22 protein-coding genes and 1 riboswitch are annotated in these 23,307 nt (G+C 73.3%); of the genes, 13 read left to right on the forward strand and 9 right to left on the reverse strand.

The window, feature by feature from the left end; all coding sequences use genetic code 11:
* From ACFCV8_RS02400 to ACFCV8_RS02415, 4 genes are all read right to left on the reverse strand, one after another.
* A partial coding sequence (locus tag ACFCV8_RS02400; RefSeq protein ID WP_376683369.1) for an ABC transporter ATP-binding protein occupies positions 1-859 on the reverse strand: 859 nt, incomplete at its 3' end.
* A complete protein-coding gene (locus tag ACFCV8_RS02405; RefSeq protein ID WP_376683370.1) occupies positions 856-2,019 on the reverse strand; it encodes an energy-coupling factor transporter transmembrane protein EcfT in 1,164 nt (387 codons plus the stop codon). The genes ACFCV8_RS02400 and ACFCV8_RS02405, both read right to left, overlap by 4 nt.
* A complete protein-coding gene (locus ACFCV8_RS02410; RefSeq protein WP_376683371.1) occupies positions 2,016-2,699 on the reverse strand; it encodes an SCO2322 family protein in 684 nt (227 codons plus the stop codon). The genes ACFCV8_RS02405 and ACFCV8_RS02410 overlap by 4 nt, the downstream gene beginning before the upstream one ends.
* On the reverse strand, positions 2,696-3,976 hold the full coding sequence (locus ACFCV8_RS02415) for a prenyltransferase/squalene oxidase repeat-containing protein (RefSeq protein ID WP_376683372.1): 1,281 nt from the start codon (positions 3,974-3,976) through the stop codon (positions 2,696-2,698). The genes ACFCV8_RS02410 and ACFCV8_RS02415 overlap by 4 nt, the downstream gene beginning before the upstream one ends.
* A gap of 129 nt (positions 3,977-4,105) precedes the next feature.
* A riboswitch (cobalamin riboswitch) is annotated at positions 4,106-4,178 on the reverse strand.
* A 97-nt stretch (positions 4,179-4,275) separates the two neighbouring features.
* On the opposite strand from ACFCV8_RS02415, the gene ACFCV8_RS02420 reads away from it, so the two are divergent.
* Positions 4,276-4,845 carry a DUF664 domain-containing protein gene (locus ACFCV8_RS02420; protein WP_376683441.1) on the forward strand — a complete coding sequence of 190 codons (570 nt, stop codon included), beginning with the start codon at positions 4,276-4,278 and terminating at the stop codon, positions 4,843-4,845.
* Between the two features lie 34 nt (positions 4,846-4,879).
* On the opposite strand, the gene ACFCV8_RS02425 is transcribed toward ACFCV8_RS02420, so the two are convergent.
* Positions 4,880-5,920, reverse strand: coding sequence for an MBL fold metallo-hydrolase (locus ACFCV8_RS02425; RefSeq protein ID WP_376683373.1), 1,041 nt, complete (start codon positions 5,918-5,920; stop codon positions 4,880-4,882).
* A 214-nt stretch (positions 5,921-6,134) separates the two neighbouring features.
* Here ACFCV8_RS02425 and ACFCV8_RS02430 point away from each other — a divergent pair, with 214 nt between their 5' ends.
* Together ACFCV8_RS02430 and ACFCV8_RS02435 are read left to right on the forward strand one after the other, a co-directional pair.
* Positions 6,135-7,595: an aldehyde dehydrogenase gene (locus tag ACFCV8_RS02430; protein ID WP_376683374.1), complete on the forward strand. Its 1,461-nt coding sequence runs from the start codon at positions 6,135-6,137 to the stop codon at positions 7,593-7,595.
* A complete protein-coding gene (locus ACFCV8_RS02435; protein ID WP_376683375.1) occupies positions 7,595-7,828 on the forward strand; it encodes a ferredoxin in 234 nt (77 codons plus the stop codon). Before ACFCV8_RS02430 ends, ACFCV8_RS02435 begins: the two co-directional genes overlap by 1 nt.
* On the opposite strand, the gene ACFCV8_RS02440 is transcribed toward ACFCV8_RS02435, so the two are convergent.
* The gene (locus tag ACFCV8_RS02440) at positions 7,782-8,519 is read right to left on the reverse strand and encodes a formylglycine-generating enzyme family protein (RefSeq protein ID WP_376683376.1); all 738 of its coding nucleotides are present in this window, start codon (positions 8,517-8,519) and stop codon (positions 7,782-7,784) included. The two genes, ACFCV8_RS02435 and ACFCV8_RS02440, sit on opposite strands and share 47 nt — an antisense overlap.
* A gap of 103 nt (positions 8,520-8,622) precedes the next feature.
* The gene (locus ACFCV8_RS02445) at positions 8,623-10,368 is read right to left on the reverse strand and encodes an FG-GAP-like repeat-containing protein (RefSeq protein ID WP_376683377.1); all 1,746 of its coding nucleotides are present in this window, start codon (positions 10,366-10,368) and stop codon (positions 8,623-8,625) included.
* Positions 10,369-10,762: 394 nt separating this feature from the next.
* Between ACFCV8_RS02445 and ACFCV8_RS02450 the strand changes: the two genes are divergently transcribed.
* A complete protein-coding gene (locus ACFCV8_RS02450) occupies positions 10,763-11,377 on the forward strand; it encodes a hypothetical protein (RefSeq protein WP_376683378.1) in 615 nt (204 codons plus the stop codon).
* 16 nt (positions 11,378-11,393) lie between these two features.
* On the opposite strand, the gene ACFCV8_RS02455 is transcribed toward ACFCV8_RS02450, so the two are convergent.
* Complete coding sequence (locus tag ACFCV8_RS02455) at positions 11,394-13,016, reverse strand: alpha/beta fold hydrolase (protein WP_376683442.1); 1,623 nt, start codon at positions 13,014-13,016, stop codon at positions 11,394-11,396.
* 594 nt (positions 13,017-13,610) lie between these two features.
* Here ACFCV8_RS02455 and ACFCV8_RS02460 point away from each other — a divergent pair.
* From ACFCV8_RS02460 to ACFCV8_RS02490, 7 genes are all read left to right on the forward strand, one after another.
* Complete coding sequence (locus tag ACFCV8_RS02460) at positions 13,611-14,498, forward strand: urea transporter (RefSeq protein ID WP_376683379.1); 888 nt, start codon at positions 13,611-13,613, stop codon at positions 14,496-14,498.
* A gap of 4 nt (positions 14,499-14,502) precedes the next feature.
* The gene (locus tag ACFCV8_RS02465) at positions 14,503-14,808 is read left to right on the forward strand and encodes an urease subunit gamma (protein WP_352279394.1); all 306 of its coding nucleotides are present in this window, start codon (positions 14,503-14,505) and stop codon (positions 14,806-14,808) included.
* A gap of 194 nt (positions 14,809-15,002) precedes the next feature.
* The gene (locus ACFCV8_RS02470) at positions 15,003-15,419 is read left to right on the forward strand and encodes an urease subunit beta (protein ID WP_376683380.1); all 417 of its coding nucleotides are present in this window, start codon (positions 15,003-15,005) and stop codon (positions 15,417-15,419) included.
* Positions 15,419-17,143 carry an urease subunit alpha gene (gene ureC / locus ACFCV8_RS02475; protein ID WP_376683381.1) on the forward strand — a complete coding sequence of 575 codons (1,725 nt, stop codon included), beginning with the start codon at positions 15,419-15,421 and terminating at the stop codon, positions 17,141-17,143. The genes ACFCV8_RS02470 and ureC overlap by 1 nt, the downstream gene beginning before the upstream one ends.
* Positions 17,144-17,177: 34 nt before the next feature.
* A complete protein-coding gene (locus ACFCV8_RS02480) occupies positions 17,178-17,876 on the forward strand; it encodes an urease accessory protein UreF (RefSeq protein ID WP_376683382.1) in 699 nt (232 codons plus the stop codon).
* Positions 17,877-17,966: 90 nt separating this feature from the next.
* Entirely contained in the window at positions 17,967-18,626 is a 660-nt protein-coding gene (gene ureG, locus ACFCV8_RS02485; RefSeq protein ID WP_376683443.1) for an urease accessory protein UreG, read from the forward strand.
* Positions 18,623-19,564, forward strand: coding sequence for an urease accessory protein UreD (locus tag ACFCV8_RS02490; RefSeq protein ID WP_376683383.1), 942 nt, complete (start codon positions 18,623-18,625; stop codon positions 19,562-19,564). Before ureG ends, ACFCV8_RS02490 begins: the two co-directional genes overlap by 4 nt.
* Positions 19,565-19,568: 4 nt before the next feature.
* Here ACFCV8_RS02490 and ACFCV8_RS02495 read toward each other — a convergent pair whose 3' ends face one another.
* A complete protein-coding gene (locus ACFCV8_RS02495) occupies positions 19,569-21,041 on the reverse strand; it encodes a PHB depolymerase family esterase (protein ID WP_376683384.1) in 1,473 nt (490 codons plus the stop codon).
* Between the two features lie 263 nt (positions 21,042-21,304).
* Between ACFCV8_RS02495 and ACFCV8_RS02500 the strand changes: the two genes are divergently transcribed.
* Both ACFCV8_RS02500 and ACFCV8_RS02505 read left to right on the forward strand, forming a co-directional pair.
* On the forward strand, positions 21,305-22,291 hold the full coding sequence (locus ACFCV8_RS02500; protein WP_376683385.1) for an aldo/keto reductase: 987 nt from the start codon (positions 21,305-21,307) through the stop codon (positions 22,289-22,291).
* A 168-nt stretch (positions 22,292-22,459) separates the two neighbouring features.
* Positions 22,460-23,287 carry a 3-hydroxybutyrate dehydrogenase gene (locus ACFCV8_RS02505; protein WP_376683386.1) on the forward strand — a complete coding sequence of 276 codons (828 nt, stop codon included), beginning with the start codon at positions 22,460-22,462 and terminating at the stop codon, positions 23,285-23,287.
* Positions 23,288-23,307: the final 20 nt, after the last annotated feature.

The following is a 23,307-nucleotide window of genomic DNA, read 5'->3' on the forward strand; positions in this document are numbered from 1 at the left end:
ACGGAGCCGCGGCGGCCACAGGCCCCGGGGCGGGCGGCTCCGCCCCGGCGAGCCGCTCCCGCAGCCCGCCCGCCCGGCGCCGCGCGTCGCGCACCGTGAGCGGCAGCGGCTCCCAGCCCGCCAGCCGCCCCAGGGCCACGACCGGCGGATGCACCGGGGAGACCGCCATCACGTCCGCGGGCGCGCCCATCACCGGGGCGGCGCCCCGCGACGGCAGCAGCACCACCTGGTCCGCGTACTGCACCACCCGCTCCAGCCGGTGCTCCGCCATCAGGACCGTCGTCCCCAGGTCGTGCACCAGCCGCTGCAGCACGGCCAGCACCTCCTCGGCCGCCGCCGGGTCCAGCGCGGACGTCGGCTCGTCCAGGACCAGGACCTTGGGGTGCGGGGTGAGCACCGAACCGATCGCGACCCGCTGCTGCTGGCCGCCGGAGAGCGTGGCGATCGGCCGGTCGCGCAGCTCGGCCAGGCCCAGCAGGTCCAGGGTCTCCTCGACCCTGCGCCGCATCACGTCCGGGGCCAGGCCCAGCGACTCCATGCCGTACGCCAGCTCGTCCTCGACCGTGTCGGTGACGAAGTGGGAGAGCGGGTCCTGGCCCACCGTGCCCACCAGATCGGCCAGCTCGCGCGGCCGGTGGGTACGGGTGTCGCGCCCGTCGACCGTGACCCGGCCGCCCAGCGTGCCGCCGGTGAAATGCGGCACCAGACCGGAGACCGTGCCCAGCAGGGTCGACTTGCCGACCCCGGACGGGCCGACCAGCAGCACCAGCTCACCCTCCGGGACGGTCAGATCGACCCCCGACAGGGTGGGGCGCTCCTCCTCTTCGTAACGTACCGAGACCTGCTCGAACCGGATCACCGCAACTCCTTGGAACGCGGACCGCCCACCACCGGCGGGGCCGGGGCCACCACCGCGGGCAGCAGCCCGATCAGCACCGCCGCGGCGGGCCACAACGGCAGCACCGGCGCGACCAGCGGCACCACACCCGGGTGCAGCGCCTCCCCGTCGACGGCGCCCGCCCAGATCATCGACACCGCCACCACGACCCCCGACCCCGCCACCAGCCAGGCCCGCACACCCCACCGGTCGGGCCGGTAGCGGGTACGGACCGAACGCGCCCCGCCGAGCCGCAGCCCGGCCATCGCCGCGACCAGCCCGACGACCACCAGCGGCAGCCCGTACACCGCACCCTGCGCGGCCAGCAGCCCGTACGTGCCGGCGCAGACCCCCAGCAGCCCGCCGAGGGTCAGCACGTTCGTGGTGTGCCGGACGGCGCGCGGAACCCGGGCGGTGCGCCCGTACCCGCGCGCATCCATCGACGCCGCCAGCGCCACCGAGCGCTCCAGCGCGCCCTCCAGCACCGGCAGCCCGATCTGGAGGACCGCCTTGATCCCCCCGGTCGGACGGCCCCGCAGCCGGCGGGCGGTACGCAGCCGCAGCACATCGGCGACCATGTTCGGGGCGAACGTCATCGCCACGACCACCGCCACCCCCGCCTCGTACAGCGCGCCCGGCAGCGACTTCAGCAGCCGGGCCGGGTTGGCCAGCGAGTTCGCCGCACCGACGCAGATCAGCAGCGCGGCCAGCTTCGCCCCGTCGTACAGGGCGAACACCAGCTGCTCCACGGTGACCCGGCCACCGAGCCGGATGCCCTGCGCCCAGTCGGGCAGCGGCACCTCGGGGAGCGTGAACAGCACATGCGTACCGGGGATCGGCGAACCGAGGAACGCCGAGAAGACCAGCCGCACCCCGATGACGAACAGCCCGATCCGCACGAACGTCCCGTACGACCGGGCCCACGGCGCGTCCGTGCGCCGCACCGCCACGACATAGCCGGCCACCCCCACCAGCAGCCCGAGCAGCAGCGGATTGGTGGTCCGGGACGCGGCGGTGGCCAGGCCCAGGGCCCACAGCCACCACGCCCCGGCGGGCAGCGCGTTGCTCCGGGTCGCCTCGGGGGCACGCAGCGGACCGGGGCGGCGCGTCAGGAGCGTGCCGCCGGTCGGGGCGGCGGTCATCCGCGGCGGCGGCGGGCCTGGACGACCGCGGCGATGCCGAGGAGGAACACGGCGCCGACACCGACGTACACCCCGGCGGACGGGCCGCCGGAGCCGCCGTCGGCCGCGGACCCGGCGGCGGAGGAGGCCGGGGACGGGTCGGGGGCCGCGGAGTCCGGGGCGGAGTGCCCGTCGCCGGACACCTGCTCGCCGCAGCCGGCGGCCGGGTAGCCGGTGATGCCGCAGAGCATCCCGTTGCTGTCGTAGCGCAGCGGCTCGGCGACCTCGGCGAGCGCCTGTGCCGCGCTGGCGTCGGGGGCGACCCGGGCGCACGCGGCGCGCTGCGCGGGCGGGGCCGTGCCGTCCGGGGCGTCCGAGGCCGTGCCCGGGTCGATGACCACCGCGACGCGCTTGGTGCCGGACTTCGCCGGGGTGTCCCCGCAGATCTCCGCGAAGGCGGGGGCCCGGCGCGGCTTCGCCGCGTTCCGGGAGTCCTCGCTCACCGCGAACCGGAAACCCTGCACCTCCCCGTCGTCGGGCCGAGCCAGCGACGGGCCCTGGGCGGCGTACGACCAGCCGGAGCCGGAGCCCTCCCAGAACGACCAGTAGCGGTAACCGGCCGCCTGGGCCGGTGCCGCGCCGAGCACGGCCGGCACGGCGCCCAGGACCAGCAGCGCGGCGGCGCTTCCCGCGCGCCTCACGACTGCTGGTTCTTCCGACGGCCGCTGATCACGAAGAACGCGCCCGCCGCGACGACCAGGCCGATGCCGACGTACCACCACACGCCGCCGATCACGTCGTCGCCGCTGTGCACCTGGTCCTTCTCCGTGGAGACGTACCCGGTGTCGGCGGACGGGTCGGGGGTGACGACGGAGGCGGGGGCGGGACCGGTCGCGTTCAGCCGGGCGACCAGGTCGACGCCGCCGAAGTCCCGGGCGTTCGCGCCGGTCGCGTGGGCGGCCAGGATCAGCTGGGCGTAGGCGGCCGGGCCGCTCTGCGCCGCCCAGTCCGCGGAGTTCTTCTTCAGCCAGGCGAGGGCCCCGGCCGCCTTGTCCTGGTGGCCGGAGGCGGAGAGCGCGACGACCGCGTCCGCGGTGTTGCCGACGTCGGGCAGCGGCGTGGTGTCGTCGGCACCGGGCATCGGCGGCTGGTTCAGGTGGCCGGTCTTCGCGAGGGCGCCGACGAGGTAGTGGGCGCCGTTCTGCGCGGCCTGCTCGGGGGTGCGCACGGCACCGGGGCGGCAGACGGGCGCCTTCCCGGCGGCGTTGTTCCCGACCGCCAGGGCCTTGCCCATCGCGCCGAGCACGGCCGCCGCGGTGGCGTCCGCGTTCGCGACGAGCTTCCCCTTCTTGTCCGGCTGGTACGCGAAGGCGCCGCCGTCCTCGCTCCTGCCGTCGCACGGTATCGCCAGCGCGAGCAGCGGGTCGTACGGAGTCTTGCCGCCCGGGGTCGTGATGTCGGGCAGCCGCTGCCCCTGCCGGGCGAGGGCGCCGATCACCAGGGAGGTGGAGTTGGCGTCGCTGGGCGCGCCCGCGGTGTAGCCCCAGCCGCCGTCCTCGTTCTGCACGGACTTCAGCCAGCGCACCCCGTTGTTCACGATGTCCACGTGGCCGCCGATCTCGACCAGCGCCTGGGTGGCGGCCGCGGTGGCGTTGGTGTCCCGCACCGTCTTGTCGTCGCACGGCACGGAGGCGTCGGGCCGGTAGGCGGCGTACGAGCCGTCTGCGCACTGCTGGCCGATCAGCCACTCCACCGACTTCGCGGCCGGGGTGACGCCTTCGAGCTTCTGCGCCAGGAACGACAGCGACTGCCGCCACACCCCGTCGTAGGTGGGGTCCTTCGTGCCGTACAGCCCGGCGGGCAGGGCGGCGGACGGCGAGGGCGTCGGGGACGGCGCAGCGACCGCGGCCGGCGCGGCGGCCGCGCAGAGCACGGCGGCGGATGCGGCGAGCGCTGCTGCGCTGCGGCGTACGGTCATGGCGGGCGGTGCCTCTCCTGCGGGGTGACCGGGCACAGGCACGCTCAGGCACCAGGCTCCGGCTCCGTATACCTCGACGGTGCCGACCACCGGGGGTCCGGTGGTCCGAGCCGGTCACGACCGGGAACAGGGCATTCCGACTCGCCGTCGGCGACGGCTCACGGCTGCGTGGTCAGCGCCGGATTTCCACCGGCTTCCCCCTGAACGGGCATGATGACGACCCGCCCACTCTACCGGGCGGCCCCGGAGCCGGTTCAGGGCCGTAATTCGCTGGCATGCTCACGCCCTCGGGGGCCACGATGACGCGCATGAGCGATCAACCCGCACGCTGGACCAGGGCCACCGTCTACCCCGACATGTGGGTGGACCCGGACGACGACCCCCGCAGCGCGGAGGGGGCGACCCCGGAGGGTGAGCTCGCGACGCTCACGCAGTTCCTGGACGACTACCGGCTGACCCTGACGATGAAGTGCGAGGGCCTGGACCCGGAGCAGCTGGCCCGCCGCTCCGTCCCGCCCTCGACGCTCTCCCTGCTCGGCCTCCTCCGCCACCTCGCCGAGGACGAGCGGGACTGGCGCAACTGGATCAGCGACGGCGACCCGCTCCCGAAGCTGTACGGGAAACGCGACGCCGACTTCGACGGGGCCGTGGCCGACCGGGCCGTGATCGACGCCGCCCACGCCGACCTGGAGCGCGAGCAGGCCGCGACCGACGCGGCCCTGGCCGCCCACCCGGACCTCGGCGAGCGGCTCGGCAGGAACCGGATCTCGGTCCGGGAACTCCTGGTGCACCGCATCGAGGAGTACGCCCGCCACTGCGGCCAGGCGGACCTGCTGCGCGAGTGCATCGACGGCCGCGTGGGCCAGTAGCCCCGGCCGTCCGGGGAGCGTCCCGGAGGCGTGCTCACACCGCGATGTACGCCACCGGCTCGCTCCCCGCCACCGCCTCCGCGCGCCCCAGCTTCACCAGCCGCCGCAGATGTGCCTCGGCCTCCGAGACCGCGATGTTCCGCGAACCGTGCGGAATCCGGTCCCAGGGCCGGTTCCACTCCATCCGTTCGGCCAGCTGCCACGGCGTCAGCGGCCCGGCCAGCAGCCCGAGCAGCCCGGTCAGCCGCTCCTCGTGGTGGGCCAGCAGCTCCCGCACCCGCCCCGCCGCGTCGGTGAAGGCGTACTGGTGGGCGGGCAGCACCTCGGCGGCGCCCAGCCTGCCGATCCGCTCCAGTGAGTCGAGGTAGTCGCCGAGGGGGTCGGTGACCGTGGCGTCGTCCGGGTCCTCGTACAGCCCGATGTGCGGGCTGATCCCCGGCAGCAGGTGATCGCCGGAGAAGAGCCGCCCCCGGCCCGGCAGGTTCCCCGGATGCTCCTCCTCCAGATGCAGGCAGACGTGCCCCGGCGTGTGCCCCGGCGTCCAGATCGCCCGCAGGCTGCGCCCCGCGAGGTCCAGCAGCTCGCCCGGCACGATCTCCCGGTCCGGCACGGCGGCCCGCAGCCCCGGCAGCGTACGCATCCGTTCCCCGGCGGCCGCCGCCTCCCGCAAGGGCGCGAGATGCTCCTCGGGCGCACCGACCGCGGTCAGCTTGGCCACGAGATACGTCATCCACGTGCCGGGCCGGGACGCCCGGGTGCGGCGCACGATCGCGGTGTCCGCCGCGTGCATGGCGATCCACGCCCCGGACGCCTCGCGCACCCGCCCGGAGAGCCCGTGATGGTCGGGATGGTGGTGGGTGACGACCACGCCGTGGATCTCCGCCATCTCCGTGCCGACCGCTTCGAGCCCGGCGACGAGGGTGTCCCACGCCTCCGGATCGTCCCAGCCGGTGTCGATGAGCACCGGACCCCGGCCGGTCTCCAGGACGTGCACGAGCGTATGGCCGAGAGGATTGTCCGGGATCGGCACCTTGATGCTGTGCACGCCCCCGCCGTGGTCGGTCACCTGCGTCATGCGGTCCCCCATCTCTCCCGGCGGGCCACGGCGAACCGCCCGCCCCACCGCCTGTCGGGCCCAACACCCCCACTGTAACGAGAACTTGTTCCAGTAGTAGCCCCGGTCGACCGACCATCGTCGGCGGACGCGGCCGTGGACTCCTGGAACTGGAACTGGTATCAGTTCTGACGAGCAATCAGTTATCGCACCGGTTCGCGGGAGGCGGCAGGCCATGACCGAGCTAGTCGAACACGGAAAGCTGTTCATCGGCGGTGAGTTGGTCGATCCGCTGGGCCGGGACGTGATCGAGGTCGTCTCGCCCCACACCGAGCAGGTCATCGGCCGGGTGCCGCACGCGAGCGAGGCAGACGTGGACCGGGCCGTCGCCGCCGCGCGGCGGGCGTTCGACGAGGGGCCGTGGCCGCGGACGAGCCTGGCCGAGCGGATCGCGGTGGTGACCCGGATCAAGGACGCGTTCGCCGCGCGGTACGAGGAGTTCGCCCGGGTCATCAGCGCGCAGAACGGCACCCCGTACACGTCCAGCGTCATGGTGCAGGCGCTCGCCGCGATGATGGTGTGGGACTCGGCGCTCACCGTCGCCCGCGACTTCCCGTACGAGGAGCGGCGGGCCGGGGCGCTCGGGCCGCTGCTGGTGCGCCGGGAGCCGGTCGGGGTGGTCGCGGCCGTGGTGCCGTGGAACGTCCCGCAGTTCACCGCCGCCGCCAAGCTCGCGCCCGCCCTGCTGGCCGGCTGCTCCGCCGTGCTCAAGGTCTCCCCGGAGACCCCGCTGGACGCCTATCTGCTGGCGGAGATCGCCGCCGACGCCGGGCTGCCGGAGGGGGTGCTGTCGATCCTGCCCGCCGACCGGGAGGTCAGCGAGTACCTGGTCGGGCACCCGGACGTCGACAAGGTGTCGTTCACCGGGTCGGTGGCGGCCGGGCGCCGGGTGATGGAGGTCGCCTCCCGCAACCTCACCCGGGTCACCCTGGAACTGGGCGGCAAGTCCGCCGCCGTGATCCTGCCCGACGCCGACCTGGACGCGGCCGTCGCGGGCATCGTCCCCTTCGCCTGGATGATCAACGGCCAGGCGTGCGTGGCCCAGACCCGCATCCTCGTGCCGCGCTCCCGCTACGACGAGACGGCCGGGGCGTTCGCCGCCGCGGCGGGCGCGCTGAAGGTCGGCGACCCGCTCGACCCCGCCACCGAACTGGGCCCGCTGGTCGCCCGGCGCCAGCAGCAGCGCTCCCTCGACTACATCCGGGCCGGGCAGGACGAGGGCGCCAAGATCCTCACCGGCGGCGGCCGCCCGGCCTCCCAGGAGCGCGGCTGGTACGTCGAGCCGACCCTCTTCGGGGACGTCGACAACTCCATGCGCATCGCCCGCGAGGAGATCTTCGGCCCGGTCATCTGCCTGCTGCCGTACGGCGACGAGGACGAGGCGGTCAGGATCGCCAACGATTCCGAGTACGGCCTGAGCGGCAGCGTCTGGACCGCCGACACCGAGCACGGCATCGACATCGCCCGCCGGGTCAGGACCGGCACGTACAGCGTGAACACCTTCAGCCTCGACATGCTCGGCCCGTTCGGCGGGTACAAGAACTCCGGCCTGGGCCGGGAGTTCGGCCCCGAGGGGTACGGTGAGTTCTTCGAGCACAAGATGATCCACCTGCCGGCCGGACACGGGGAGGCGTGATGGGGGACCGCTGGTCCGTGGAGGTCGACCGGGGCGTCTGCATCGGCTCCGGCCTGTGCCTGAACCACGCCCCGGGCCGCTTCGCGCTGGACACCGCCCGCCAGTCCCGTCCGGTGGAGGCGGAGACCGACGCCGACGAGAAGGTCCTCACGGCGGCCGAGGGCTGCCCGGTCGAGGCGATCACGATCACCCTGACCGGTTCGGACGAGGTGGTGTTCCCGCCGGAGGAGTAGGCGGCGGTCGGCCCGTGCCCGAGCGGGCGAGGCGGAAGCCCACGTCGTCGACGCGGAAGGCCGGGTGGCTGCGGCGGCGGGCGGAGGCGCGGCAGCTCCAGTGCTCGTCGAACCAGCCGCCGCCGCGCAGCACCCGGTAGCCGCCGTACACCTCGGCGTCGTAGACGTCCCAGCACCAGTCCCAGACGTTGCCGAGCATGTCGTGCAGGCCCCACGCGTTGGGCTGCTTGCCGCCCACCTCGTGGACGCGGTCGTGCGCGTTGTCGCGGTACCAGGCGATCGCGTCCAGCTCGCCGTGGTGCGGACCGGTCGTGCCGGCGCGGCAGGCGTGCTCCCACTCGGCCTCGGTCGGCAGCCGGTAGCCGTCGGCGGTCCCGTCCCACTCGACGTGCTCCTCGGAGTCGTCGGGGAAGCGGTACGCGGGGGCCAGCCCCCGGCTCAGGGACAGCGCGTTGCAGAACCGCACCGCGTCCCACCAGGACACGGACTCGACGGGCAGCCGGTCCCCGCAGGCGGCGCCCGGCCGGTCGCCGGTGATCTCCTCGTACAGCGCCCGGGTGACGGGCACGGGCGCGAGCCGGTACGGGGCCACCTCGACGGCCCAACTGCGTCGCGTACGACGGTCCGTCAGCGTCACCGTCCCCGGCGGGATGTCGACCAGCTCGGCTCCCGTGCCCGTGTGCGCGTCCATGATCAAGGACCTTAGCCCCGCCGTCGGGACGCCCGCGCACGGGGAAGGCCCGCACCGGGACGCGTCCGGTACGGGCCTCCTTCTCGGTTCCGTGCCGCCGGGGTCAGCTCAGTGCCTGGAGTCCCAGCCAGCCCTCGGTGCCCACGGTGGTCCCGTCGCCCGGAACGACCGGGTAGAAGCGGAGCCGGTCGTCGCCGCCGGTCGCCCAGAGACCGGCCCCGGAGCCGTCGGCCGCATCCGGGGCGGCGGTGAGCAGCGGCCGGTCGGCGGGGGTCCAGCCGGTGTCGAGGACGACGGACGCCGACTCGGAGCCGAGCCCCTCGCCGGAGTGTCCCGTCCCTTCGAACAGGTGCAGCCGGCCGGTGTTCCGGTCGCGGGCGAGGAGGTCCACGTACCCGTTCCCGGTGAGGTCACCGGGCGCGACGAGGTCGAGGCCGGCCCAGGGGCCCTCACCGAGCAGGACCGGCTCCCGTTCCGCGTCGAGGTAGTGGGACGGGGAGCCGAAGTACAGCCAGAGCCGGTTGCCCTCCTTGACCAGGAGGTCGGGGAAGCCCGGAACGTCCGCCGTGCCGTCGCCGTCGATGTCCTGCGGCCCGTCGACGTCCCCGATCGCGAGGATCTGGTCGGCCGCCGCCCAGTGGTTGTTCCTCTCGTCGAACACGTCGAGCCGCTGCGCGTCCTCGGCGCAGGGCGGGGACTGCTCGTCGGGCTGTTCGCCGCGGTTCGTGCAGGCGAAGCCCGTTCCGTTGTTGGGGAACAGGTACAGCGACTTCCCGCCGTCGCCGGGAAGCAGGGCGATCAGATCCTCGTAGCCGTCCCCCGTCCAGTCACCGCGACGGGTGATCCCGGCTCCGTCGAAGTCGGTGCTGCCGGCCACGGTGGCGGCTCCGACCCGGCCGTCCCCCAGGCCGGGGTGGAGTACCAGTGTGCCGTCGGCACGTACGCCGTAGAGGTCGGCGATTCCGTCGCCGTCGAGGTCCCCGGGCCCGTCCGGGGTGGTGGGGGCGTTGGCGTAGAAGCGGTACTGGGTGACGTCCGACCGGTTCCCGGCGGCGTCGAGGCTGCGGACGCTCAGCGTGTGCGGGCCGGCCGTCGGCGGAACGAGCGTGATCTCGCCGTCCTTCCGCCCGTCGCCGTCGAGATCGGTGGTGGGCGTGACGGGGCGCGGGCCGGGAGCGAAGTCCGTCCAGTACTCGTACGACGTCACGTCGTCGACACCGCCGTCGCCGACGACGAACGTGCCGGGCTTCCGGGCCTCTCCCGTGTTTGACGGCCAGCCCTGCGAACCGTCGGGGAAGTCGGTCGACCTGACGGTCGGCGGTGCGTCCGGTCGGACGGGGTCGAAGACGAACCGGCAGCCGGCCCCGTCCCCGGCCGGTACCCACGCGGACCGGGACGTGCCGTCCTCCGCCCGGACCCGCCAGGAGAAGTTGCCGTCGGCGGTGGTGAGGTGCTGTCGCAGGGTCTCCTTCGGCACCCTGAGCGCGGCCACCGTTCCGGAAGTCGCCGAGAGCGTGCTGTCGACGATCAGGGTCCCGTCCGGGTCCTCGTCCGGGTGGTGGCCCGTCGCCCACAGCTGGAACCGGGCGCTCGGAGTGCCGCCGTCGGGGTCGTCGACCGCGGCACTGAGCATCACGTCGGTGTTGCCGAGGGAGACGAACGGGGCCGAGGTCCGGCAGCCGCCCGAGCCGGGGCCGGTGTCCAGGCCGGTCGGGGCGCCGGGCGCGGTGCCGTACGCGGAAGCCCGGCCGTTCCCGGACGTGCTCCTGTCCGGTGCGCCGCCGGCCGCCGCCGCGTGCTGCGGAAGCGCGAGCCCGAGCGCCAGCGCGAACGCCAGTGAGGCGGTCACGTTCCTCGTGGTGGTCCGTCGGGATTTCCCTCTGGAAAGTTGCATGAAGCGAAGCCCCCTCCTGGTCTGGTCGATATGCACCCTAGGAGGTGTGGAAAGAGTGAGGAATGTGTGTGGATGGTGCTGTTGGTGGATATTCGGGTCACGGCTGAATGGCTTGAATTCGCCTACTGGATACGCGCTATCTGGCGCAAAAATGCGACAAGAGTGCCCAGATCTCTTCCTGAAGCTGGCGTGTAAGCGTGGAGAACGTGCCACTTGCTGATGTGGGTGCGGTAAAGGTCCCGGGGCTCGTGGTGCGCCCGGCGGTCAACGGCCCGCCGGGCGGGCCTGTCGGTGCCTGCCGTCATGATGGGGGAGTTGTGGCATGCACGGGACGGCAGGGGGAGTCGGGATGGCTCGCAGGGGACTGGTCCGGGGTGGGGCGGTGGCCGTGGTGTCGGTGCTGCTGGCCGGGTGCGGGGGAGGGGGCGGGGACGCGGAGCCCGCGGTGAGCAAGGCGTTGGTCCGGGGCGTGAACAAGCGGTGCGGTCACTACCTCAAGCCGGAAACGGTCGCCGAGGCGCTCGGCAAGGAGAAGTTCGACCAGGCCGTCGGGGGCTTCAAGGGCGGCAAGGGGTCGTGCGTGGTGTTCATCTCGGCCACCGAGGCGGGGTACGGGACGGACGGGCCGCATCGTACGGCCGCGCGGGTCTCGCTGGAGATACAGGACTGGAAACGTCGCGTCGGCCCGGCGAGCTACGCCGACGAGTACTGCCGTGACACGACCGCCGCGGGGGTCACCAAGACCTTCCGGGGGCCCGGGAAGACCTGCGTCGTCTACCGGGCGGAGCCCCCCGACGCCGCCCTGGTCGGCGGCAGGCTTCAGGCGTACGCCGACGAGGGGACGGCGCTGCTCACGGTCACCGTCGACGGCGTGGACCACACGCTGAAGGAGGACCGGGAGCACTCCCTCCGACTTCTCGCCGAGGCCCGCGCCGTGGTGCGCGCCCAGCACGCCAAGGCGTGAGGCGGTTGCCGCCCGGTCAGGCGCAGCGGTTCAACAGGCCCTCCACGTACGCCTTCAGGCGGGCCGCCAGTACCTCGGGCGTCAGGTCGGTCCGGCCCAACTCGTGCCAGGGGCAGGCCAGTTTCGCCGCGTCGGGGCAGTAGTGCAGGGCGTCGAGCAGGCACCAGTACAGGTGGTCCGGGCCGTCGGCGAGGCCGTGGCCGCCTCGGGCCTCGTAGCGGTCGCGGAAGTCCAGGCCGTACGCCGGTCCGTGCAGCAGGGCGAGGGCGGTGGAGCAGTGCGCCACGTCCAGGTCGGCGGGGCCCCAGGAGGTCTCGACCCAGTCGACGACCCCGGTGATCCGCAGCTCGGGCCCGGCCCCTGAGAACAGCACGTTCCCCGGGTGGAAGTCGCGGTGCAGGAAGCGGCCTTCGTACGGCGGCGGGTCGCGGCGGATCACGTCCACGGCCCGTTCCCACAGGGGGCCGTCCGGGGTGCGGACGCGCTCGGGGGGCGTCCACGCCTGGTACGTGCGCGGCCGTTCGGGCGGTACGACGCCGTGCACGCGGACGAGTTGGGCCGCGAGCAGGTCGAGCCGCCGGTCGAGGTCGTCCTCGTCGACGCGGACCCGGCCCGGCAGCGCGGACATCAGCAGCGTCGGGTGGTCGCAGTGTCCGGCGGTGGCGTCCACGGCGACGAGGACGGGCGCGGGAATGCCGTTCTCCTCGGCGAGCAGGGCCAGGACGGACGCCTCGCGGTTCAGCAGTCCGGGCCCGTGGCGGCGGAAGAACGGCTTGACGAAGGCGCGTTGCACCAGGTCCGTGCCGTCGTCGAGGGTGAGGCGGCGCATCTGGGAGCTCCAGCCGCCGGACAGGAGCCGCGAGCCGGTGACCGTGCGGCCGGGGGCGAGCTGCTTGGCCACCCAGCTGCGCGTCGCCGTCCAGCCCCGGTCGTCGAGCCCGGTCAGCACGGCCTGTGCGAACGCCCGCCGGTCGTCGCCGTGGTCGCGGAACCACAGGCCCAGCTGGTGCGTCGCGTCCGGCAGGTCCAACCGGGTGTACTGGGCGCGAGCGGCCAGCGACTCCTGCACGGCCTCGGTCACCGCCGACGGGATCACCGCGTCCGTGCCCGGCGCAATGAGCACGGCCCGGCCCTCGTACGCCCGCAGCACGTCGAGCGCGGACGTTCCCCGCCAGCTGTCCGGCCGCCGGATGATCCCGCTGAACCGGCCGTTCCCGTCCCCGAAGGGCACGTCCCACGCCTCGGCGGCGTACACGGCAGGGGCGCACAGCCCCAGCGCCACCACACGGTCCCCGTAGTGCCGGGCGAGATCGGCCACCGTCTGCCCGCTCATGCTGAACCCGACCAGGACCAGCGGCCCGTCCGCCGCCGCGTGGGTGTCGATCACGGACCGGGCCTGTTCGAAGCGTCGGCGCAGGCTCAGCTCGCCGAGCTTCCCGGTGCTTTCGCCGTGCCCGGAGAAGTCGAAGGCGATCCCGCGGCAGCCACGGGCCACGAACTCCCGCACCAGCGGCCGCAGTCGCTCCTTGCTGCCGGTGCCCGCGCCGTGCAGCAGTACGACGGTGGGTCCGGACGGCTCACCGCCGTGCACACCGATGAGCCGTTCGCCGTCGTGGTCGTGCGTGAAGTCGGAGAGCATGCCGCTCATTCACTCACGAACAGCCTTTGTCCCGGCGGGAGGGGCGCAGAGTACGCCGGGCTTCCGCGCAGAATGCCGGGTCGGCTCCCTTGTGCCGGAATTCGCCCCAATTTTCTTGTCGAATTTTATACATGCATCATGCATGAGGTTGTGGTGGGAGTTTCGTGGGGTGTGCGCGCTTCCGGGGTTCTTCGGAAAGAGGTGAAGTGGCTTTGTGAAGCTTATCGTTCGGTCAAAAAGTGGATGGGGAATGTTCAACCTCTGGCCAAGGATTCCGCGGCGAGGAATGTTCCGGGCGGCTTTCGGGGTAGGTCGATGGCGTTCTGAGCTGGGAGTATTGCTGACGGTGGGTGAGGTGTCGCGCTTCGTTGATCTTCCTTGCCGACACTCCTGCGTCACTTCCGGGCGTACCGTCTCAACAGATTGTTGATCAAGATCCACATCGCCGGAATGCGGGCGGTGGGGATGAATTCGACGTGCCCTCATTCGTCATGTCTCAAAGGAGAAGGCGTGCCCGCAGCGGAACAGGCGGTGCGAATACGGGGCCGGGTATTTTCCGGAGGAGGGGCGGTTCCCGGGGCCGCGGCGGCGCAGTTGCGCGGCATCGCGCAGGTGGTGCTCGTCGGCAGTCCGTGGTCCGGGCTCCTGTTCGCCGTCGCACTGTTCACCGGCGGGTGGCGGCTCGGGGTGTTCGGGCTGCTCGGGACCGCCGCGTCGACCGGGGCCGCGGTGCTGCTCGGAGCCGATCGCAAGGGCGTCGCGCAGGGGCTCCAGGGCTACTGCGGCTGCCTGACCGGCCTCGCCCTGGTGCTGCGGCTCGGCGCCTCGTGGCGGACGGCCGTGCTGGTCGTGCTCGCGGCGGCGGTCTGCGCCGTGCTGAGCGGGGCGGCGGCCCGGCTGCTCACCCCCCTCGGGCTGCCCGTGCTGACGGCTCCGTACTGTCTGGTCGTCAGCGTCCTGACGGTCGCCCTGTCGAAGGGCCCGGTCACCGTCGGCGCGACCGCGCGCGTGCCGGGATTCACGGAGCTGACCGCCGCCGAAGCCGGGCGGGCGCTCTGCGCCAACATCGGCCAGATCTTCTTCCTCGACACGTGGTACGCGGGCCTGATCGTGCTCGCCGGACTGCTCGTCGCCTCCCGGACCGTGGCGCTCGCCGCGGTGGCCGGCAGCGCCGTCGCACTGGTGACGGCCTGCGCGGCCGGACTGCCCGCCGCCTCGATCGCCGACGGGCTGTACGGCTACAACGCGGTGCTCTGCGCCATCGCCCTGAGCGCCGTCCTCCTGACCCCCACCCGCTGGACCGCCGGGTACGCGGCACTCGCCGCCGCTGCCTCGGTCCCCTTCGCCGCCGCCTGGGAAGTGTTCGCCCAGTCGTTCGGCACCACCCCCTTCACCTGGCCGTTCACCGTGACGACCTGGCTCTTCCTGGCCGCGGGACCGGTACTGGACCGGCCCGGCATCTCCTTCGAGAAAGCGACGTGACGTCATGAACCTCGCACCGCGGGAAATCGACAAACTCCACGTCTACGTGGTCGCCGACCTGGCTCGCCGCCGCAGGGACCGCGGGACCAAGCTCAACTACAGCGAAGCCGCCGCCCTGATCACCGAGGCCGTCCTGGAGGCGGCCCGCGACGGGCACACCGTCGCCGAGTGCATGGAGCTGGGCCGCCAGGTCGTCTCCCGGGACGACGTGATGCCCGGCGTACGGGAGATGCTCACCGTCCTCCAGGTCGAGACGGCCTTCGTCGACGGGACCAAGCTCGTCACCTGCCACGACCCGATCAGCGCCTGAGGGCCTGTCGGGCGACCTCTGACCGGGCCGCCACGTCCTGGCACGCGCGCTTCCGGCGTTGCCGGAATGCCCGAGTAGCTCCGCTACAAGGACATCCCGGCGCCTTGGAATCACACGCACCAGACCGCGTCCGCCCATCGGTCGAAGGTCACCCGACAGGCTCTGAGACGCCCCACGACCACGAGGAGATACCCATGTCGGGCGGAGCCCACTACCTCTACGGGGACGACCCCGTCGAGATCAACGCGGGCCGGGCGAAGGCCCGGATCACCGTCTCCAACACCGGTGACCGGGCCGTACAGGTCGGTTCGCACTACCACTTCTTCGAGATCAACCGCGCCCTGCGCTTCGACCGCGAGGCCGCCTACGGCATGCGGCTCGACATCCCCTCCGGGACCGCCGTGCGCTTCGAGCCCGGCGACACCCGCGAGGTCGAGCTGTGCGCCTTCGCGGGCACCGGGCGGCTCGTCGGATTCGCCGGACTCGTCGACGGCGGCCTGAGCGCCCCCGACACCCGGCGCAGGGCGCTGCGCCGCGCCGCCGAACTCGGCTTCGTACACCCCGGGTCCGCGACCGAGAACGCCGAGAACAACGAAGAGGACCGGATCTGATGGCCATCATCCCGCGCAAGCAGTACACGGACCTGTTCGGTCCCACCGTGGGCGACCGGTTCCACCTGGCCGACACCAACCTGGTCGTCGAGGTCGAGTACGACCACAACGCCGGCTCCTACGGCGAGGAAGCGGTCTACGGCGGCGGCAAGGCCATCCGCGACGGCATGGCCCAGGACCCCGCCGCGCTCAACCGCGAGGGCGCGCTCGACCTCGTCATCACCAACGTCGTGGTCCTCGACCCGGTCCTCGGCGTCGTCAAGGGCGACATCGGCGTCCGCGGCGGGCTCATCGTCGGCGTCGGCAAGGCGGGCAACCCGCACCTCCAGAGCGGCGTCGACCCCAAGCTCGTCATCGGCCCCGGCACCGAGGTGATATCCGGCGAACACCTCATCGCCACCGCCGGAGGCGTCGACACCCACATCCACTTCATCGCGCCCCAGCAGGCCCAGGAGGGCCTCTCCAACGGCATCACCACCTTCTTCGGCGGCGGCACCGGCCCCACCGACGGCACCAACGGCACCACCTGCACCCCCGGCCCCTGGAACATCCACCGCATGCTGGAGGCCGTCGAGGACCTGCCGGTCAACGTGGGCCTCCTCGGCAAGGGCAACGGCAGCCTCCCCGAGGCCCTGCGCGAACAGGTCGAGGCGGGCGTCGCCGGGCTGAAGGTCCACGAGGACTGGGGCGCCACCCCCGCCTCCATCGACACCGCGCTCCGGGTCGCCGACGAGTACGACGTACAGATGGCCATCCACACCGACACCCTCAACGAGGGCGGTTTCTACGAGGACACCCTCTCGGCGATCGACGGCCGCACCATCCACACCTTCCACACCGAGGGCGCGGGCGGCGGCCACGCCCCCGACATCATCCGGGTCTCCGGCGAGGCCAACGTGCTGCCCGCCTCCACCAACCCGACCCTCCCGTACACGGTCAACGCCGTGGACGAGCTGCTGGACATGGTGATGGTCTGCCACCACCTCTCCCGCGACATCCCCGAGGACGTCTCCTTCGCCGACAGCCGGGTGCGCGCCGAGACCATCGCCGCCGAGACCGTCCTGCACGACCTCGGTGTCATCAGCATCTTCTCCTCCGACTCCCAGGCCATGGGCCGGGTCGGCGAGTCCTTCCTGCGCGCCTTCCAGACCGCGCACCACTGCAAGGACATGCGCGGCCCGCTCGCCGAGGACAGCTCCCGCAACGACAACGCCCGCGTCCTGCGCTACCTCGCCAAGCTGACGATCAACCCCGCCCGGGCGGTCGGCGCCGCGGACGTGATCGGCTCCCTGGAACCCGGCAAGCTCGCCGACATCGTCCTGTGGCCGATCCACTCCTTCGCCGCCAAGCCGAGGCTCGTCATCAAGGGCGGCATGGTCAACTGGGCGCTGATGGGCGACCCCAACGCCTCGCTGCCGACCCCCCAGCCGGTCTACTACCGGCCGATGTTCGGCACCCACGGCCGCGCGGCCCAGCGCACCAACGTGACGTTCATGTCGCAGGCGTCCATCGCCGCCGGGGTCCCAGAGGAGCTGGGCCTCGGCCGCCGCATCGAGCCCGTGCGGGGCTGCCGGACCATCGGCAAGCAGCACATGGTGCGCAACGACGCGCTGCCGCGCATCGAGGTGGACCCGGAGACGTACAAGGTCACCGTGGACGGCGAGCCCGCCACGATCGAGCCCGCCGAACGGCTCCCGCTCAACCACCTCTTCTACATCGTCTGAGAACCAATCGCCCGAACGGAAACGGTGAACCGGTGTGAACGACCCGATACCGATCCCGGCCCTGCTGACCGGGCTCCAGCTCACCGACTCGGCCTTCCCCAGCGGCTACTACACGCTCTCGCACGGTCTGGAGGGCTTCCAGCAGGCCCGCGCGGTCACCCCGGGCGGACTGCCGGCGCTCCTGCACGACCTGCTGCGGCACGGCGTGGGCCCGGCCGACGCCACCGCCCTCGCCCTCGCCCACCGCGCGGTCACCGCCGGCGACTGGGCGGAACTGGTGGCCGTGGAGCGGCGGCTGCACGCCACCAAGCTGGGCCGGGAGGCCCGGCAGGCCGCCGTCCGCACCGGCCGGCAACTGCTGGACCTGGCCGCCGAGGTGTACGCCACCGAGCCGATCGAGCGGTACCGGGCCCTCCACCGGGACGGGACCGTACCCGGCTGCCAGCCGGTCGTCGCCGCCGTCGTCCACGCGGGCAACGGACTGCCGGTCCGCCAGGCGGTCACCTGCGAGCTGTTCGCCTTCGCGGCAAGCTTCGTGGGGGCCGCCCTGCGGCTGCGGCTGGCCGACCACCGCCGGGCGCAGGTCGTGCTGCACGGCGCGGCCCCCGTGATAGAGGAGACCGTCGAAGCCGCCCTGACCAGGGAAGCGGCCGATCTCGGCGGCTGCGTCCCGGTCGCCGACATCATGTCCGGCCGCCACGAACGCGCCGAGGCGCGCCTCTTCGCCAGCTGAGACCACCCTCCCCCTCCGCACCAGGACAGGAACACCATGCACGACCCCATGCAGGCCCGCGGACACCACCACCACGACCACGACGAGCTCATGCGGCGGCCGAAGGACGGCGTGCTGCGCGTCGGCGTCGCCGGACCGGTCGGCTCCGGCAAGACCGCGCTGATCGAGGCGCTCGTCCCCGTACTGATCGAGCGCGGCCGGACCCCCGCCGTCATCACCAACGACATCTTCACCACCGAGGACGCCGCACATGTGCGCCGCACCCTCGCCGGAATCCTCGACGCGGACCGGATCGTCGGCGTGGAGACCGGCGCCTGCCCGCACACCGCCGTGCGCGACGACCCGACGATGAACCAGGCCGCCGCCGACGAACTCATGGAGCGCTTCCCCGAGGTGGACACCCTGCTCTTCGAGAGCGGCGGCGACAACCTGACCCTCACCTTCAGCCCGGCCCTCGTCGACCTGTTCCTCTTCGTGCTGGACACCGCCGAGGGCGACAAGATGCCCCGCAAGCGCGGCCCCGGCATCACCGAGTCCGACCTGCTCGTCATCAACAAGGTGGACATCGCCACCTACGTCCGCTGCGACCTCGGCGTCATGGAGTCCGACGCGCACCGCGTACGGGAGGGACGGCCGGTGGTGCTGACCAACTCGCTCACCGGGGAGGGGCTCGGCACCATCGCCGACTTCCTGCTCGCCCACGAGGCGGCCCAGGGGCACGAGGCAGCCCAGGAGACGGCCTCCGCATGACCCGGGCGCCCGCGCGGCTGGACCCCGCGCACTACGAACCGAGCCGGGTCCCGGCCCGGATGCGCGACCTCACCGGCACCCCGGACACCCTGGCCGCCGGGCGCCCCGGCAAGGTCGGCCTGCTCGAACTGCGCTACGCCCGGGTGGACGGGCGCACCGAACTCGTCGACCGGTACCAGAAGTCGCCGCTCCAGATCATGCGCCCGCTCTACATCGACCCGGAGCGGCCGGACCTCCCGGTGACGTACCTGATGTCGACCGGCGGCGGCATCGTGCAGGCCGACCGCAACCGGATCGACATCGACTGCGGCCCCGGCACCTGCGCGCACCTCACCACCCAGGCCGCCACCAAGGTGCACCGGATGGAGTTCGACCACGCCACCCAGGTCGTCAACCTGTCGGCGGGTGAGGGGAGTTACGTCGAGTACCTGCCGGACCCGGTGATCCCCTACCGGGACGCGCGTTTCTACCAGCACACCCGGGCGACGGTCGACCCGACCGCCACCCTGCTGCTCGGCGAGACGATCGCGGCCGGGCGGCTGGCCCGGGGCGAACGGCACGCCTACCGGATGCTCTTCAGCGACCTGGAGATCCTCCGCCCGGACGGGACGCCGCTGGCCGTCGACAGCGTCCGCCTCGATCCGTACGGGCCCGGCGGGGTCACCGGCCCGGCCGTCTTCGCCGGTCACGACCTGATGGCCACGCTGTACGTGGTCAGCCCGCTCGCCCCGGCCGGGCGGATCGCCGACGTGCTGCACGGGGCGCTGGGACCGGCCGGGGTGCTCTTCGGGGTGAGCACCCTGCCCGAGGACTGCGGGGCCTGGGTGCGGATCCTCGGCGGCGACCCGCCCGCCCTGGGCCGCGCGACCCGCGCCGCGTGGGACGCGGTGCGCCGGCTGCTCATCGGCGCACCAGCCCCCGACCTGCGTAAATCCTGAGTGCTCAGGCGGTGCACCCGCTGTCGGCGAGGGTGAAGTACCCCGCCGGGGACTCGCGCAGGGTGTGGGCGACGAACACGTTGTACAGGCCCATCGCCTGGCCCGAGCCCTCGGCGTACACCAGCCCGCCCGTGGTGCGCGCCCGTCCGGCCGCCACGTGCGCGTAGTTGGTCGCGGTGAAGCAGCGGGCCGGGGCGGTGCCGGTGGTGACCGCCGTCACCGCGGCCGACGCGGTGCCGGGGGTGCCCGCCGCGTCGAGCGCCGTCACCGTGTAGCGGTGGCTGCTGCCCGCGGCGAGACCGGTGTCGGTGTACGAGGCCGTGACGGGCGAGGCGATCCGGGTCCCGTCCCGGCCGACCGCGTAGGAGGCCGCGCCCTCGACCGGGTCCCAGGCCAGTGAGACGCTGTCCGCCGTGACCCCGGCGACCCGCAGCCCGGACGGGGCGGGCAGCCCGTCACCGCCCCCGCCCGGGACGTCCTGGTCCAGGCCCCAGAAGACGCCCGTGTGGTACGCCGAGCAGACGGTGTTCAGGAAGTACGCGCCGCTCGCCCCGCACCGGTCGGTGCCCGAGCCGGGGCTCACCGGCAGGCCGTGGCCCATCCCGGAGACCGAGTACGTCACCACCGCGGGCCTGCCCGAGGCGTCGTCGTAGGTGCTGCGCGTCGTGCTGCCGGGCAGGGTGTCGGTGGCCGAGGGGGTCTGGCCGATGCCCCACACGTCCGTCCACTGGTCGCGCAGCGCCGTGGCGTTGGCCGGGTTCACCGTGTAGTCGGCGGTGCCCTGCCAGATCGCCACCCGGGGCCGGGGGCCCGTGTAGCCGGGGTAGGCGTCGCGGACCTTGTCGCCCCACTGCGCGGGCGTCAGCCTCACCGTGCCGGACTGGCAGGAGGACGCGCCGGCCTGGCTGGTCGCGCACTGGGCGGGCAGCCCCGAGGCGATCGAGCCGCCCGCGAACACGTCCGGGTAGGCGGCCAGCAGATCGGCCGCCATGCCGCCGCCCGCCGACAGGCCGGTGACGTACACCCGGTCGCCGGCCGAGCCGTACGTCCGCTTCGCGTACTCCACCATCTGCGCGACCGAGGCGGCCTCGCCCCGGCCCCTCCCGCTCTCGGCCGGGTCGAACCAGCCGAAGCAGGACAGGGCGTTGTTGGCGGCCGTGGTCTGCGGGAACACCACGGCGAAGCCCCACAGGTCGGCGTACTTCGGCCAGCCGGACCCGGTGTAGTAGTCGTTTGCGGTCTGGGTGCAGCCGTGCAGCGCCACCACCAGCGGGGCGTTCGCGGGCAGCCCGTCGGGGACGTACGCGTACATCTGGAGGTTGCCGGGGTTCGCGCCGAAGCCGGTGACCTGTTGCAGACCGGCGGCGGCGGTGGCCGGTCGCGCGGTTCCGGCCACGCTCAGCAGCGCGGCGACGAGCGCCAGCGCGGCGGTGGACGCGACGCGCCCGAGCAGGCGTCGCAGGATCGGTGGGCGCACGGATGCCTCCTGTGGGGGGACGGGCGCGGCCCGGGGAAGGCCGCGGCCCGGCGGACGGTGCGGGTGGGATGCGCGGACGCTACGGGCCGGGGCGGCGCGGGCCCATGGGCCCGGCGGCCACTCCCCGGCCCCGGCAGTGTGCGCCGCCCCCGTTGCGCGGCCGCGGGGGCCCGGGGCGCACGCCCTTGACCTGGAGTGCACTCCAACGGACAGACTCCCGCTCAACGCCCTGACCGGAACGGGCTGTTGACGAGGGGACCACCATGCGATACCGCACGATCGGCACGGACGCCGCCACCCGCCGGGAGGTGAGCGTGATCAGCCTCGGCGCCATGCTGATGGGCACCCGCACCGACGAGGCGACCTCCTTCGCCATCCTCGACCGGTACGCCGAGGCGGGCGGAACGTTCATCGACACCTCCGACAACTACGCGTTCTGGGTCAACGGCACCCGCGGCGGCGAGAGCGAGGAACTGCTCGGCCGCTGGCGCCGCAGCCGGGGCGTCGGCGATGCGATCGTCATCGCCACCAAGCTCGGCGCCCGGCCCTCCGTCCCCGCCACCGACTTCACCAAGGGCATCGTGGGCCTCTCCGCGAAGGTGGTCCGCGAGTCGGCGGAGCGCAGCCGCGAACGCCTCGGCGTGGAGAAGATCGACCTGCTGTACGCCCACGTCCAGGACCCGGGCGTGCCGCTGGAGGAGACCGTCGGGGCCTTCGCGGAGCTGGTCGCCGAGGGCACCGTCGGACTGCTCGGGGTGAGCAACCACTGGGCCTGGCAGGTGGAGCGCGCCCGCCGGATCGCGGCGGACGCCCACCTGCCCGGCTACGACGTCCTCCAGTACCACCACACCTACCTCCGCCGCCGCACCGACCAGCCCAGCTGGCGCTCCCCAGACGGCCAGGAGGGCGTGGTCTGCGGAGACCTGCTCAGCTATCTGCGGGCCGAGCCCGCGCTCGTGCCGGTGGCGTACTCCCCGCTGCTGTCCGGGGCCTACGTCCGCGCCGACAAGCCGCTGGGCCCGGAGTACGACCACCCCGGCACCGCCGCCCGGCAGGCCGCGCTGCGCAAGGTCGCCAAGGAGACCGGGGCGAGCGTCAACCAGGTGGTGCTGGCCTGGCTCATCGGCGGCGACGTCCCGTTCGTCCCGCTGGTCGGCGCCTCCTCGGTCGCCCAGCTGGACGAGAGCCTGGCCGCCGTGGACCTGGAGCTGACGGCGGAGCAGCGGGCGGTGCTGGACGCGGCGTACTGACGGCCCGTGGCGCGGGAGTGCCGGGCGGCGCGCGCCGGGGACGCCCCCGGCGCGTGCCGCCGGGCGGCCCCCGCCCCCGCACCATGTGGCCCGCCACCATGCCCGGGTACGACGGTGTGTGCACCGGCCCCGTGTGACGCGGGCCCCGGCTTTCCTACCGTGACGGCCATGGAGACTCCCCAGCGCCCGGAGAACCGGGCCGCCCCGCTCACCGTCCCGCCGCCCGCCCCGGGCGCCGCGCCCTCGCCCGCCGACCGGTTCCTGACCGGGCGCACCGCCCTGGTCACCGGTGGGGCGAGCGGGATCGGGCGGGCCTGCGCCGAGGCCCTGGCGGCGGCGGGCGCCCGGGTCCACGTGGTGGACAAGGCGCAGGAGGCCGCGCGGGTCGCGGAGGCGATCGGCGGGACGGCGTGGGTGGCCGACCTCGCCGACCCGGAGGTGGTGGAGACGCTGCCCGCCGACGCGGACATCGTGGTCAACAACGCCGGGCTCCAGCACGTCGCCCCGGTGCACACCTTCCCGCCGGACCGGTTCGCGCTGATCCAGCGCGTCATGGTGGAGACCCCGTTCCGCATCTTGCGCCGGACCCTGCCGGGCATGTACGAACGCGGCTGGGGGCGCGTGGTCAACATCTCGTCCGTGCACGGCCTGCGGGCCAGCCCCTACAAATCGGCCTATGTGACGGCCAAGCACGCACTGGAGGGACTCAGCAAGGTGGTCGCGCTCGAAGCGGCGGAGCACGGGGTGACGAGCAACTGCGTCTGCCCCGGCTACGTACGCACCCCACTGGTCGAGAACCAGATCGCGGACCAGGCCCGCACCCACGGCATCTCCGAGGAGGACGTGGTCGGCCGGGTCATGCTGGAGCGCAGCGCGATCAAGCGGCTGATCGAGCCCGAGGACGTCGCCGGGGCCGTGCTGTGGCTCTGCGGGCCGCGTACCGGACACATCACCGGCACCTCGCTCTCCCTGGACGGCGGCTGGACCGCCAACTGACCCCCGCCCCCGAAGAAGAC

Origin of the sequence: Streptomyces sp. NPDC056347 (assembly GCF_042262625.1) — a bacterium.
Taxonomy (GTDB): domain Bacteria; phylum Actinomycetota; class Actinomycetes; order Streptomycetales; family Streptomycetaceae; genus Streptomyces.

What these genes read in the sequence shown, in the direction of transcription:
- ACFCV8_RS02405 (WP_376683370.1), bottom strand. Translation starts at nt 2,019, where the DNA reads ATGACCGCCGCCCCGACCGGCGGCACGCTCCTGACGCGCCGCCCCGGT.
- ACFCV8_RS02500 (WP_376683385.1), top strand. Translation starts at nt 21,305, where the DNA reads ATGCGATACCGCACGATCGGCACGGACGCCGCCACCCGCCGGGAGGTG.
- ACFCV8_RS02420 (WP_376683441.1), top strand. Translation starts at nt 4,276, where the DNA reads ATGACGCGCATGAGCGATCAACCCGCACGCTGGACCAGGGCCACCGTC.
- ACFCV8_RS02425 (WP_376683373.1), bottom strand. Translation starts at nt 5,920, where the DNA reads ATGACGCAGGTGACCGACCACGGCGGGGGCGTGCACAGCATCAAGGTG.
- ACFCV8_RS02470 (WP_376683380.1), top strand. Translation starts at nt 15,003, where the DNA reads ATGTCGGGCGGAGCCCACTACCTCTACGGGGACGACCCCGTCGAGATC.
- ACFCV8_RS02450 (WP_376683378.1), top strand. Translation starts at nt 10,763, where the DNA reads ATGGCTCGCAGGGGACTGGTCCGGGGTGGGGCGGTGGCCGTGGTGTCG.
- ACFCV8_RS02430 (WP_376683374.1), top strand. Translation starts at nt 6,135, where the DNA reads ATGACCGAGCTAGTCGAACACGGAAAGCTGTTCATCGGCGGTGAGTTG.
- ACFCV8_RS02440 (WP_376683376.1), bottom strand. Translation starts at nt 8,519, where the DNA reads ATGGACGCGCACACGGGCACGGGAGCCGAGCTGGTCGACATCCCGCCG.
- ACFCV8_RS02455 (WP_376683442.1), bottom strand. Translation starts at nt 13,016, where the DNA reads ATGCTCTCCGACTTCACGCACGACCACGACGGCGAACGGCTCATCGGT.
- ACFCV8_RS02435 (WP_376683375.1), top strand. Translation starts at nt 7,595, where the DNA reads ATGGGGGACCGCTGGTCCGTGGAGGTCGACCGGGGCGTCTGCATCGGC.
- ureG (WP_376683443.1), top strand. Translation starts at nt 17,967, where the DNA reads ATGCGGCGGCCGAAGGACGGCGTGCTGCGCGTCGGCGTCGCCGGACCG.
- ACFCV8_RS02505 (WP_376683386.1), top strand. Translation starts at nt 22,460, where the DNA reads ATGGAGACTCCCCAGCGCCCGGAGAACCGGGCCGCCCCGCTCACCGTC.
- ACFCV8_RS02415 (WP_376683372.1), bottom strand. Translation starts at nt 3,976, where the DNA reads ATGACCGTACGCCGCAGCGCAGCAGCGCTCGCCGCATCCGCCGCCGTG.
- ACFCV8_RS02490 (WP_376683383.1), top strand. Translation starts at nt 18,623, where the DNA reads ATGACCCGGGCGCCCGCGCGGCTGGACCCCGCGCACTACGAACCGAGC.
- ACFCV8_RS02465 (WP_352279394.1), top strand. Translation starts at nt 14,503, where the DNA reads ATGAACCTCGCACCGCGGGAAATCGACAAACTCCACGTCTACGTGGTC.
- ureC (WP_376683381.1), top strand. Translation starts at nt 15,419, where the DNA reads ATGGCCATCATCCCGCGCAAGCAGTACACGGACCTGTTCGGTCCCACC.